Source organism: Streptomyces sp. NPDC002092, assembly GCF_053593775.1.
On sequence record NZ_JBSFDG010000004.1, the window covers coordinates 363,125 to 375,396 of the forward strand.

At 69.7% G+C, this 12,272-nt stretch carries 9 protein-coding genes; 2 read left to right on the forward strand and 7 right to left on the reverse strand.

The annotated features are described in order from the left end of the window. Nucleotides 1–21 precede the first annotated feature (21 nt). The 3 genes from ACWCRD_RS11780 to trhA all read right to left on the reverse strand — a co-directional run bounded on the left by ACWCRD_RS11780 (nucleotide 22) and on the right by trhA (nucleotide 3,061). Nucleotides 22–654, reverse strand: a complete 633-nt coding sequence (locus tag ACWCRD_RS11780) for a TetR/AcrR family transcriptional regulator (RefSeq protein WP_450965677.1) — start codon at nucleotides 652–654, stop codon at nucleotides 22–24. Between the two features lie 5 nt (nucleotides 655–659). After that, complete coding sequence (locus tag ACWCRD_RS11785) at nucleotides 660–2,213, reverse strand: DHA2 family efflux MFS transporter permease subunit (RefSeq protein WP_450965678.1); 1,554 nt, start codon at nucleotides 2,211–2,213, stop codon at nucleotides 660–662. Nucleotides 2,214–2,314: 101 nt separating this feature from the next. Then, nucleotides 2,315–3,061, reverse strand: coding sequence for a PAQR family membrane homeostasis protein TrhA (trhA, locus tag ACWCRD_RS11790; protein ID WP_450965679.1), 747 nt, complete (start codon nucleotides 3,059–3,061; stop codon nucleotides 2,315–2,317). 342 nt (nucleotides 3,062–3,403) lie between these two features. Between trhA and ACWCRD_RS11795 the strand changes: the two genes are divergently transcribed. Next, nucleotides 3,404–5,227: a phosphoenolpyruvate carboxykinase (GTP) gene (locus ACWCRD_RS11795; protein ID WP_450965680.1), complete on the forward strand. Its 1,824-nt coding sequence runs from the start codon at nucleotides 3,404–3,406 to the stop codon at nucleotides 5,225–5,227. 415 nt (nucleotides 5,228–5,642) lie between these two features. Here the strand turns inward: ACWCRD_RS11795 and ACWCRD_RS11800 are convergent, their stop codons facing one another. Beyond that, nucleotides 5,643–6,059, reverse strand: a complete 417-nt coding sequence (locus tag ACWCRD_RS11800) for an SCO4983 family protein (protein ID WP_450965681.1) — start codon at nucleotides 6,057–6,059, stop codon at nucleotides 5,643–5,645. 47 nt (nucleotides 6,060–6,106) lie between these two features. Further along, on the reverse strand, nucleotides 6,107–7,318 hold the full coding sequence (locus ACWCRD_RS11805) for a pyridoxal phosphate-dependent aminotransferase (protein WP_344404396.1): 1,212 nt from the start codon (nucleotides 7,316–7,318) through the stop codon (nucleotides 6,107–6,109). Nucleotides 7,319–8,249: 931 nt separating this feature from the next. Here ACWCRD_RS11805 and ACWCRD_RS11810 point away from each other — a divergent pair. After that, a complete protein-coding gene (locus ACWCRD_RS11810) occupies nucleotides 8,250–9,119 on the forward strand; it encodes a S1 family peptidase (RefSeq protein ID WP_450965682.1) in 870 nt (289 codons plus the stop codon). Between the two features lie 101 nt (nucleotides 9,120–9,220). On the opposite strand, the gene ACWCRD_RS11815 is transcribed toward ACWCRD_RS11810, so the two are convergent. Further along, nucleotides 9,221–10,831: an N-acyl-D-amino-acid deacylase family protein gene (locus ACWCRD_RS11815; RefSeq protein ID WP_450965683.1), complete on the reverse strand. Its 1,611-nt coding sequence runs from the start codon at nucleotides 10,829–10,831 to the stop codon at nucleotides 9,221–9,223. A gap of 10 nt (nucleotides 10,832–10,841) precedes the next feature. Next, nucleotides 10,842–12,107, reverse strand: coding sequence for an amino acid deaminase (locus ACWCRD_RS11820; RefSeq protein WP_450965684.1), 1,266 nt, complete (start codon nucleotides 12,105–12,107; stop codon nucleotides 10,842–10,844). Nucleotides 12,108–12,272 lie beyond the last annotated feature (165 nt).

The window sequence follows — 12,272 nt, forward strand, 5'->3', positions numbered from 1 at the left end:
TCATGGGTGGGGGCGGCGGGCTCAGGGCTTTTCGGTGGGGAGGCCGTGTTCCATGACGTCCAGGGCGCGGTCCACGAGGTCGCTCAGCTCGCCCTCGAAGCCGTTCTCCGCCCAGTACATGGAGACCTCCATGAGGCCGCCGATGAACGACATCGCGTAGACGCGGACCTCGAGGCTGTCCGGGGCCAGGCCGTGGCGCTCGGCGATGGCCTCGCGCAGCAGGCGACCGGTGGCCGACATGCTCTCGACCATGCGGGAGCGGACGGCGGGGACCTGGACGGCGAGGTGGGCCCGCATCCGGGCCACCTCGGGGTCCTCCCGGTGGTTCGTCTCGATGGCCAGGCGCATCACGTGCCGCACCGACTCGATCCATGACTCGCCGGCCGGCCGCGCCCGCAACTCCTCGGCCATCAGCGGGTCGTACTCGTCCGTGAGGACGATGTCCTCCTTGGTCGGGAAGTACCGGAAGACGGTGGACGGCGACACCTCGGCCCGCTCGGCGATCTGCTCGATGGTCGTGGCGTCGTAACCCTGCTCCTTGATCAGCGCGTACGTCGCGGAGCGGATCGCCTCGCGGGTCTTGATCTTCTTGCGTTCGCGCAGGCCCAGCTGGGGGCGGTCGGCGGGGGAGCAGGGGGTACGTGCGGCCGTCATGGAGGTCATTGTCCGGCATCCGTCACGGCGGTGGCCATCTCCGTGGTGTCCTGCGGCTCCTTGCGTGCGGCGGCCGTCGTGTCCGGCAGGAACGCGGCGGCCGGCAGCGCCGACACGAGGGCGGCGATCCCGCACACCAGCAGCACCAGGCCCATGCCGTGGACGTAGGCGCTGTCGGCGGAGGCGGCGAGGTGGGCGGAGTGGGCCTTGTCGGCGACGAGGTGCGCCGCGACGACGGAGTTCCCGGCGGTGTCGGCGACCCCGGCGGGCAGCCCGGTCACGTCCAGCCGGTCCCGGAAGGCGCCGGAGAGCAGACTGCCGAGCAGGGCGATGCCGATCGCGGCGCCGACCTGGCGGAGCGTCATGAGCAGCCCGGAACCGCTGCCGGCGCGGTCGCGGGGGAGGGTGTCCAGCGCGCCCGTCATGGAGGGGATGAGGGAGAAGCCGAAGCCGAGACCGGTGATCGACAGCCACAGCGCGGTGAAGCCGTAGCCCGAGCCGGCCGTCGTACGGCTGCCGAGGAGCGCGGCGAAGGCCAGCACCACCAGGCCGGCGCTCACCGTGGCCCGGGCGCCGAAGCGGGCCGCGACCTGCGGGGCCGTCCGGGAGGCGACCAGCAGACCGCCCATCATCGGCAGCAGCCGGACGCCGGTGCCGAGGGCGTCGTGACCGAGGACGGCCTGGAGATACGGCGGCAGCACGAACAGCAGACCGGACAGGACGAACATCACCAGGGTCGCGGCGATCGCGTTGAGCAGGAAGCCGCGGTGCGCGAGCAGCGTCATGTCGAGCATGGGGCGCTGCGTCCGGCGCTCGCGCAGCACCAGCGCGGCGATCAGGAGCACCGCCGCCCCGATCATGCCGAGGACCAGCGGGTCGCCCCAGCCGCGGGTGGGCGCCTCGATGATGGCGTAGATCAGGGCGCCGAGCCCGGTCGCGGTGAGCGCGGTGGAGAGGGTGTCGACCCTGGGGGAGGCGGGGTCCCGGGTCTCCGGGAGCAGGAAGACGCAGGCCGCGATGCCGATGGCGGCCATGGGGACGTTGACCAGGAAGACCGAGCCCCACCAGAAGTGGTTCAGCAGCCAGCCGCCGATGATCGGGCCGAGCGGCAGTCCGAGCGCGGAGGCGGCGGAGATGATGCCCACGGCCTTGGTGCGCTCGTCGGGGCCGAACAGCGACGGCAGTACGGACAGGGCGAGCGGGGTGACCAGCGCACCGCCGATGCCCATGAACGCGCGGGCCGCGATGACCCAGTCCACGTCCCCGGCGAGCGCGCCCACCAGGGAGCCGGCCAGGAAGATCCCGAGCCCGGCGATCAGCATCAGCCGTCGCCCGAACCGGTCGCCGAGCAGCCCGGCGGGGAGCATGAGCGCCGCGAAGACGACGACGTACGCGTCCGCCATCCACTGCTGCTGACCGGTGCTCGCGCCGAGATCGCCGGCCATGGTCGGCAGCGCCACGTTGAGGATCGTCATGTCGAAGCCGAGCGTCAGCATGCTCGCGACCAGAGCCCCGAGGGCCCACCAACGGCGAGGGTTCAAGGTGGTGGCAGTAACCATGAAATGAGAGTAGCTCTCAAAATGTAGTAGCTGTCAATCGATTTGGGCATGCAAAAAGGGCCACGGCGGTGAAGCCGTGGCCCTCGGGGTGCTGCGAAGTGCTACCCGTGCTGGTACGCCACCAGTGAGATCCCCACGTAGTGGACGACGAACGCGGCCAGCGTGAACGAGTGGAAGACCTCGTGGAAGCCGAACCAGCGTGGTGACGGGTTCGGACGCTTGATGCCGTAGATCACGCCGCCCGCGCTGTAGAGGAGACCGCCCACGATCACCAGGACCAGCACCGCGATGCCGCCCGCGCGCATGAAGTCCGGCAGGAAGAAGACGGCCGCCCAGCCCATGGCGATGTAGCAGGGCGTGTAGAGCCAGCGCGGGGCGCCGACCCAGAAGACCCGGAAGATGATGCCCGCCGCGGCGGCACCCCAGATGCCCCACAGCAGCCACTGCCCCTTCGCGCCCGGCAGCAGCAGCATCGTCAGCGGTGTGTACGTGCCCGCGATGATCAGGAAGATGTTGGCGTGATCGAGCCTGCGCAGGACGCCGTCCATGCGCGGGCTCCAGTTGCCCCGGTGGTACAGCGCGCTCACGCCGAACAGCAGGCAGGCCGTCAGGGCGTAGATCCCGCAGGCGATGCGGCCTCTGGTCGAGTCCGCGAGGGCCGTGAGCACCAGGCCCGCGATGAGTACGGCCGGGAACATGCCGAGGTGGAGCCAGCCGCGGAGCTTCGGCTTGATCGGCTCGGCGAGCTGCTGGGCGTGCTGTTTGATCTGGTGCGGAATGGAAGGCGCGTCGGAACCGCGGCCGGCGGCCGGCGTGTCCGTTGGCGCGTCGGGGACGGGCGCAGTCATGCCCTTCATCGTACCTACGGGACCGTAAGTTGCGGATGAGTGCGGGCTGAGAACGGGCCAAGAGTGGCCATCATCTCACGGCAGTTGGCGCCTGAGGCCGTCGGGCAAAAGAACCTTCAGATGAACTCAACGTGCACGCAAAAACACGCTTGGAAACACTCTCCCGCGTGACGATCCCCACTCCGCTCACCTGTGAGGCCCTCTGGACATATGGGCACTCGCGTCGGATGATCAAATGAGTGCGGTCGGCACCGGATGAGCGCTGAAGATCCAGCCACGAAGCATCCGGGTCGCAGCCCCCACGGGGCCTCCAAAACAAAAATCCCTCATTTAGGAGCAATCGTGGCGCGCGACATCGCGGCTCCCCCCGTCATCCCCACCCAGCACAAGGAACTGGTCTCGTGGGTGAACGAGATCGCAGAACTGACGCAGCCGGACAGCGTGGTCTGGTGTGACGGATCCGAGGCCGAGTACGAGCGCCTGTGCGAGGAGCTCGTCGAGAAGGGCACCTTCAAGAAACTCGACCCGATCAAGCGCCCGAACTCCTACTACGCGGCCTCCGACCCGACCGACGTCGCGCGCGTCGAGGACCGCACCTTCATCTGCTCCGAGAAGGAGGAGGACGCGGGCCCGACCAACCACTGGAAGGACCCCGCCGAGATGCGGGAGATCTTCTCCGGCGAGAAGGGCGTCTTCCGCGGCTCGATGAAGGGCCGGACGATGTACGTCGTCCCGTTCTGCATGGGCCCCCTCGGCTCGGACCTCTCCGCGATCGGCGTCGAGATCACCGACTCCGCCTATGTCGCGGTGTCCATGCGGACGATGACCCGCATGGGACAGCCCGTCCTCGACGAGCTCGGCTCCGACGGCTTCTTCGTCAAGGCCGTGCACACCCTCGGAGCGCCTCTCGAGGCCGGCGAGAAGGACGTCCCCTGGCCGTGCAACCCGGCCAAGTACATCTCGCACTTCCCCGAGAGCCGCGAGATCTGGTCCTACGGCTCCGGCTACGGCGGCAACGCCCTGCTCGGCAAGAAGTGCTACGCCCTGCGCATCGCGTCCGTCATGGCCCGCGACGAGGGCTGGCTGGCCGAGCACATGCTGATCCTGAAGCTCACCCCGCCGACCGGTGAGTCCAAGTACGTCGCCGCAGCCTTCCCGAGCGCCTGCGGCAAGACGAACCTCGCCATGCTGGAGCCCACCGTCTCCGGCTGGACGGTCGAGACGATCGGCGACGACATCGCCTGGATGCGCTTCGGTGAGGACGGCCGCCTGTACGCGATCAACCCGGAGGCCGGCTTCTTCGGCGTCGCGCCCGGTACGGGTGAGCACACCAACGCCAACGCGATGAAGACGCTGTGGGGCAACTCGGTCTTCACCAACGTCGCCCTCACCGACGACAACGACGTGTGGTGGGAGGGCATGACGGAGGAGACTCCGGCCCATCTGACGGACTGGAAGGGCAACGACTGGACTCCGGAGTCCGGGACCCCGGCCGCGCACCCCAACGCCCGCTTCACCACCCCCGCCGCGCAGTGCCCGATCATCGCGCCCGAGTGGGAGGACCCGAAGGGCGTGCCGATCTCGGCGATCCTCTTCGGCGGCCGCCGCGCCACCGCGGTCCCGCTGGTGACGGAGTCCTTCGACTGGAACCACGGCGTCTTCCTCGGCGCCAACGTGGCCTCCGAGAAGACCGCCGCCGCCGAGGGCAAGGTCGGCGAGCTGCGCCGCGACCCGTTCGCCATGCTGCCGTTCTGCGGCTACAACATGGGCGACTACATGGGCCACTGGATCGACGTCGCCAAGGACAAGGACCAGTCCAAGCTGCCCAAGATCTACTACGTCAACTGGTTCCGCAAGAACGACGAGGGCAAGTTCGTCTGGCCCGGCTTCGGTGAGAACAGCCGCGTCCTGAAGTGGATCGTCGACCGTCTCGACGGCAAGGCGGACGGCGTCGAGACCCCGATCGGCATCCTGCCGACCAAGGAATCCCTCGACACCAAGGGCCTCGAACTCTCCGAGTCCGACCTGGACTTCCTGCTCACGGTCGACAAGGAGGTCTGGCGCGAGGAGGCCGCCCTGGTCCCCGAGCACCTCAACACCTTCGGCGACCACACCCCGAAGGAACTCTGGGACGAGTACCGGGCGCTGGTGGAGCGCCTGGGCTGAGGTCCGCTCCGCGAAAGCTCCGCGGCCGGTTGGGATGCCCTGACCAGTGATCGTCACGGCCGGCCGCGGTGAGTTACGGCGAGGCCGCGTACAACGACGTACGTGGCTCGGGCCTGTCGTGCTGCTTCCGTCCGCCCCGACGGAAGCAGCACGACAGGCCTTCGCCATGTGCGGGTGCGGGCCCGTCGTGGCCGATCGCGCCCACGCGGCGGAGCCGCATATCGATACAGCCCCGCGCCCCTCAAGGGGCGAGGGGAACTGCGCGACAAGCCACAACGAACCGGCAGCCGCAGAATCAGAGGAACCCCTACGGCGAACAGGCACCGCCGCCCAAGCCGACGCAGTGCTGTGGCTCCCGGTCCGCGCGTCTCTGCGGGTGCACGCGGACCGGGGCCGTCAAGGGAGCCCGGAGGGCTCAGTGGGACGCGAGTTCGCGGGGCTCCAGCGCCGCCGCGTGTACGTCCATCTGCTCGGCGGCGAGAATCGCAGCCGCCGTATCCGCCCGCGACGCCGCCACGACCAGGGCGCGTCCCGCGAGGGCGTGTGCCCGCTGGTGCAGGGCGACGGGGTCGTCGCCGGACGGTGCCGAGGGCATACGGACCGGCGTGACACCGCCCCGCAGCCGGGCCACCAGCGCGGCAAGCCGCTCGGCCGCGGCGTCCAGCTGCTCGGAAGCGGCAGCGCCCCGCAACTCGTCCGTGACGGCGAGCAGGGCAGCGAGATGACCCGCGAGCTGGATGTCCAGCTCCTCCTCGCGGGACCGGTGCGGAAAGTCGGAGGCGGGGCCGGCCATCGTGCTGTGGACCGACTTGGCGCGGATCGGTTCGTACATGGATGGCCTCCCGTGCTGTCAGGAAACCATCCTAGCTTAGATTTCGTCTAAAGTTGGCTGTAGCCATCGAGGAAGTTCCCGATCCGGGTGACCGCGTCCCGCAGATCCCCGACCGACGGCAGGGTCACGACCCGGAAGTGGTCGGGCTCGGACCAGTTGAACCCGGTCCCCTGGACGACCATGATCTTCTCGCGGCGCAGCAGGTCCAGGACCATCCGCCGGTCGTCCTTGATCTTGAACACCTTGGGGTCGAGGCGCGGGAAGAGATACAGCGCGCCCTTGGGCTTCACGCAGGTCACGCCCGGGATCTGGGTGAGCAGCTCGTACGCGACGTCCCGCTGCTCCTTCAGCCGCCCGCCCGGCAGCACCAGGTCGTTGATGGTCTGCCGTCCGCTCAGCGCCGCGACCACGCCGTGCTGCCCCGGCATGTTCGCGCACAGGCGCATGTTCGCCAGGATCGTCAGACCCTCGATGTACGAGTCCGCGTGGGCGCGCGGCCCGGAGATCGACATCCAGCCGACCCGGTAGCCCGCCACCCGGTACGCCTTCGACATGCCGTTGAAGGTGAGGGTCAGCAGGTCGGGGGCGACGGCGGCGGTCGGGGTGTGCGTGGCACCGTCGTAGAGGATCTTGTCGTAGATCTCGTCCGAGCAGACCAGCAGGTTGTGGCGGCGGGCGATGTCGGTCAGGCCCTTGACCATCGCCTCGTCGTAGACGGCCCCCGTCGGGTTGTTGGGGTTGATGATGACGATCGCCTTGGTGCGGTCGGTGACCTTGCGTTCGACGTCGGCGAGGTCGGGCATCCAGTCGGACTGCTCGTCGCAGCGGTAGTGCACGGCCGTGCCGCCGGAGAGGGAGACGGCTGCGGTCCACAGGGGGTAGTCGGGTGACGGTACGAGGACCTCGTCGCCGTCGTCGAGCAGGCCCTGCATGGCCATCACGATCAGCTCGGAGACGCCGTTGCCGACGAAGACGTGCTCGACGTCGGTCTCGATGCCGAGGGTCTGGTTGTGCATGACGACCGCCCGGCGGGCGGCCAGCAGGCCCTTCGCGTCGCCGTAGCCGTGCGCCGTCGACACGTTGCGGAGGATGTCCTCCAGGATCTCGGGCGGGCACTCGAAGCCGAACGCCGCCGGGTTCCCCGTGTTCAGCTTGAGGATGCGGTGCCCGGCCGCCTCGAGCCGCATCGCCTCCTCGAGCACCGGGCCCCGGATCTCGTAACAGACGTTGGCGAGCTTGGTCGACTGGATCACCTGCATGTCTGGGAGCTTACGGCCCGGTAACGCGTCTTGGCCCGTGTTATCCGCCACGTGAGACATGGGGTTTGGGCCGTTATCGCCGGTAGCTGTCCCACGAGTCCCGCCCGTCTCTACAATGCGCGGTCATGTCCAGGCCACCCGAGTACGAATACGGGGCACCTCAGGGTCCGCCGAACGTGTACCACCCGCAGCCGGAGTCGGTCCCCTCGTACGAGGAGTATGCCGATCCGGCCGTTGCGCATGGGTGGCTGAACGCGTATGACGAGACGCGGGAGATGCCTCCGGCGGTGGACGAGACGTATGTGGCCCCTCCGCTGGCAGACAGGCCTTCCCGGCGGAAACCCAAACGTGCGGCGGGGAGGCGGTGGAACGGCCGTCGGGCGTCTGGCGGTCCGTGGGGGCTGGTCGCGCAGTTCCCCGCGCCCCTCAAGGGGGCTGTCGTTGCCGGGGGTGCCGTGGGTGCCCTCATCGTCGGGTTCTCGTTCGCCGGGTCCTCCTCCTTGCCCTCCGGTGGTGCGCAGGGCAAGAAGGCGAGCACTGCCCCGGCGGCGCCCGCTTCGGAGTCCTCCGCCGGGGTGGTTGCCGGCCCGTCGTCCGGCAGTGGGGCGGAATCGGCCCCGGCGGCCTCTCCGAGCCCGAGCGTCTCCCCGAGCCGTACCGCGTCCGCGTCCGGAGGCGGGACCCGAGAGCCCTCCGCCGGGACTTCCACCACGGCGGTCACGGCGACGCCCACCCCCACCGCGAGTGCGTCGGGTCCGGGTCGCTCCGGCCGCAACCCCGGACACGGTCAGGGCGGCACCAAAGGTCCCAAGCAGCCGTAGGGCTGGATACGTTCTTGCCCAACCACCCCTCTCCCCTCACAATGCACATGTCAAATCTATGGGCGGCCGGAAAATCTCCGGTCGCCCAAGTCGCAAGAGGGGACCCCCACATGAAGAAGCCTCTCCTCGCCGTGCTCTCGGCCCTGGTGATAACCGGGGCGGGCATGGCACCCGCGGTCGCGGCGCCCCTGCTCACGGACGGCGCGGCCACCAAGACGACGACGAAGACGGCCACGCCCACCATCAAGGCCGTCAACTTCGCCGGCACCGTGGCGCTCAGCAACTGCTCCGGCTCCGTCGTCCGCTTCCCGAACTCCGCGGACACCGACCCGGCGCTCGTCATGACCAACGGCCACTGCCTGGAGACCGGGTTCCCGGAGCCGGGCGAGGTCATCGTCGACCAGGCCTCCAGCCGTTCCTTCAGCCTGCTCAACTCCTCCGCCACCAAGGTCGGGACGCTGCGCGCGAGCAAGGTCGCGTACTCGACGATGACGGACACGGACGTCACGATCTACCAGCTCACCACGACCTACGCGAAGATCAAGAGCACGTACGGCATCAGCCCGCTCACCGTGCAGGACACGCACCCGACCGCGGGCACCGCGATCACGGTCGTCTCCGGCTACTGGAAGAAGACGTACGCCTGCAACGTCGACGGCTTCGTCTACCGCCTCAAGGAGGGCGACTGGACCTGGAAGGACTCGCTCCGTTACACCTCCGCCTGCCAGACCATCGGCGGCACCTCGGGCTCGCCCGTCGTCGACAACGCCACCGGCAAGGTCGTCGCCGTCAACAACACCGGCAACGAGGACGGCGAGCGCTGCACCGAGAACAACCCGTGCGAGGTCGACGCGAACGGCAACGTGACCGTCCGCCAGGGCATCAACTACGCCGAGGAGACCTACCAGATCCCAGCCTGCTTCGGAGCCGGCAACAAGCTGAACCTGAGCGCCGCCGGCTGCACTTTGCCCAAGCCGTAGCGCCTCTGTCGGGGGGGGGGGCGATCGGCCGTATGGCGTCTGCGGCGCCGCGGTGGCCGGTCGCGCAGTTCCCCGCGCCCCTGAGGGTGGTTGGCGATCCGTCACATGGGACTGTGACGGACCGCTCTGCCCGCCAACACGTCCGTCCGCCGGCCGTCCTCGATGACGAAGCGGCCGTCGACGAGGACGTAGGGAATGCCCGTCGGAAGCGTGCGCGGATTCTCGTACGTCGACCCCGCGGCCACCGTCTGCGGGTCGAACAGCACCAGGTCGGCCCGGTAGCCCTCGCGGACCAGGCCCCGGTCCGGCAGCCGCAGCCGGGCGGCGGGCCGTGAGGTCAGACGGGCGACGCACTCCTCCAGCGACAGCACGCCCAACTCCCGTACGTACCGGCCGAGATACTGCGGGAAGGTGCCGTAGGCGCGTGGGTGCGGTTTCGTGCCCTGGAGGATGCCGTCCGAGCCGCCGGTGTGAACTCGGTGCCGCATGATCGCCCGGACGTTCTCCTCATGGCCCACGTGCTGCAGGATCGTCGAGCCCAGCCGGTCCGCCAGCAGCAGCTGACGGGCGGTGGCCCACGGGGCCTCGCCGCGCGCCTCGGCCGACTGCAGGATCGTACGGCCGACGAAATCGGCCAGCCCCGCATCCGCCACGCCGGAGATCTCGATCGTGTCCCACTCGACGGGCACGCCGTGGCAGCCGTCCGCGCCCACGACCTCCATGTGGTGCCGGATCCGCTCGGCGGTCCCGTCGTCCGCCAGCCGCTTCAGGACCGCCTCGGGACCGCCCTCGCTCGCCCAACTCGGCAGCAGCGCCACGAGAGTTGTGCAGCCGGGCGTGTAGGGGTACGTGTCGAGGCTGATGTCGGCCCCGGCCGCCAGCGCCTCGTCCAGCAGGGACAGCAACTCGGGCGCCCGGCCCTTGTTCACGCCGAAGTTCATGGTGGCGTGGGCCAGATGGAGCGGGCAGCCCGCTTCCCGGGTAAGCGCCACCATCTCCTCGTACGCCTCCAGGGCGCCCGCCCCGTACGAGCGGTGATGGGGGCAGTAATACCCGTCGTACTCGGCCACCACCCGGCACAGTTCGGTCAGTTCGGCGTCCTTGGCGTACATGCCGGGCGTGTAGGTCAGCCCGGACGACATGCCGACCGCGCCCTGCTCCATGCCCTCCGCGACCAACTGCCGCATCCGGTCCAGCTCCTGCGGGGTCGCCTCGCGGTCCTCCCAGCCGACGGCCAGCATGCGGACCGTCCCCTGCGGGATCAGATAGGCCGCGTTCACCGCGATCCCCTGATCCAGCCGGTCCAGGTACTCGCCCACCGAGCGCCAGTCGAAGTCGATGTCGTCGCCGTACCCGTTCCAGCCGGTGATCGCGCGGCGCACCTCGGCGAGCGTGCGGTCGTCGACAGGGGCGTACGACAGCCCGTCCTGGCCCAGCACCTCCAGCGTGACGCCCTGCGCGGCCTTGGCGCTGTGGTCGGGGTCCCGGAGCAGGGCCAGATCGCTGTGCGCGTGCATGTCGATGAAGCCGGGGGAGAGGACCAGCCCCTCCGCGTCCAGCTCCCGGCGTGCCTTCGGGCGCAGGCAGCCCGCGGCGGCCGCCTCCTTGACGATCGAGACGATCCTGCCGCCGTCGACCACCACGTCCGCCCTGTACGAGGGCTCACCGCTGCCGTCCACGACGTCCGCGTCCCGGATGACCAGCTCTTCCACGGCCTGCCTCCTAGAAGAAGGTACGGATGTAGTCGACCACCGTGCCGTCCGCCTCCGCCACCGGGATCAGCTGCCACTTGTCGAAGGAGGTGCACGGGTGGGACAGGCCCATGCCCAGCCAGTCCCCGACCTCCAGGTCCGCCTCCTCCGTCGTCCGCAGCCAGGCGTGCTGGTCCGACAGCGCGGTCACCGAGATGCCGGTGGCCGGGCGTTCGGCGCCGTCCCGCCGGACGACCTGGGCGAAGGGAAGGTCGAGGTCGTACGCCGCGTCCCGCTTGCCCGCGTTGACGAAGGCCTGATCGGCGGCGGGACGGGAGACGACCTGGGTCCAGAGCCGGAAGGCGGGCTCCAGGGCACCCTCCTCCGGGACCCGGTTGAAGGGGGTGAGCTTGCGGTAGTGGCCGTCGTCGTGCGAGACGTAGGCGCCGGAGCGCAGCAACTTCAGGACCGGAGCGGACAGTTCGGGGATCTCCGCGAACTCGTCGGCCACCGCGTCGAACCAGGCGCTGCCGCCCGCGCTCACGACGATCTCGTCCAGGCCCGCGAACCGCCCCGCCTTGTCGAAGTCCACGGCCAGTGCGACCAGCCGCCGCAGCCACGCGTGCACCCGCTCCGGGTCGGCCTGCGGGACCTCGCCCTCATAGCCCGCGACACCGACGAGCCGCAGCGTCCCCGTCCCGGCCACGGCATCGGCGACCGACGCGCACTCCGCCTTTGTACGGACCCCGGTACGGGCGCCCTCACCGGCCGCCAGCTCGATCACGACGTCCAGCGGGCGGGCGGCCCCCTGCAGCGCCGCGTCCATCAGCTCCACCCCGCGCACGGAGTCGACGTAGCAGACGAGACGGAACTCGGGGTCGGCGTCGAGCTCGGCCGAGATCCAGCGGAGGGCCGCGGTGTCGACGACCTCGTTGGCGAGGAAGACCCGCTGGGTCCCGAACGCCCGCGCCACGCGCACCTGGTGCGGCACCGCGAGGGTGATGCCCCAGGCGCCGCGCTCGATCTGCCGCCGGAACAGCTGGGGGGCCATGGTGGTCTTGCCGTGCGGGGCGAAGGCGAGGCCGTGGCGGGTCGCATATGTCTCCATCAGCGCGAGGTTGTGCTCCAGGCGCTCGGCCGACAGGGCGAGGACGGGGGTCACGAAGCCGCCGGTGAAGAGATTGCGGCGCTGGGCGGCCAGCTCGCCCACGGTCAGTCCGTCGGCGTCCGGCGGGAGGCCCTTGAACCGGTGGTCGACGCGTTCCCCGGCGAGCCGGGCGAGGTCTTCCGTGCCCATTGAGCCTCCCTGATCAGGTGCGTTGCAATGCTTGCAACATCCATTGCATATATCGCTTACCGCTGTCTAACATCTCGGCCAACGCGGGGTCAACGAACATCCGCCGCCCGCCACACCACCGAGGAGTTACGACGATCGTGACCGCGACCGGACCTTGCAATGCCC

Coding starts and splice junctions, on each gene's coding strand:
- ACWCRD_RS11780 (WP_450965677.1), bottom strand. CDS start 654: ATGACGGCCGCACGTACCCCCTGCTCCCCCGCCGACCGCCCCCAGCTG.
- ACWCRD_RS11785 (WP_450965678.1), bottom strand. CDS start 2,213: ATGGTTACTGCCACCACCTTGAACCCTCGCCGTTGGTGGGCCCTCGGG.
- trhA (WP_450965679.1), bottom strand. CDS start 3,061: ATGACTGCGCCCGTCCCCGACGCGCCAACGGACACGCCGGCCGCCGGC.
- ACWCRD_RS11800 (WP_450965681.1), bottom strand. CDS start 6,059: ATGTACGAACCGATCCGCGCCAAGTCGGTCCACAGCACGATGGCCGGC.
- ACWCRD_RS11805 (WP_344404396.1), bottom strand. CDS start 7,318: ATGCAGGTGATCCAGTCGACCAAGCTCGCCAACGTCTGTTACGAGATC.
- ACWCRD_RS11810 (WP_450965682.1), top strand. CDS start 8,250: ATGAAGAAGCCTCTCCTCGCCGTGCTCTCGGCCCTGGTGATAACCGGG.
- ACWCRD_RS11820 (WP_450965684.1), bottom strand. CDS start 12,107: ATGGGCACGGAAGACCTCGCCCGGCTCGCCGGGGAACGCGTCGACCAC.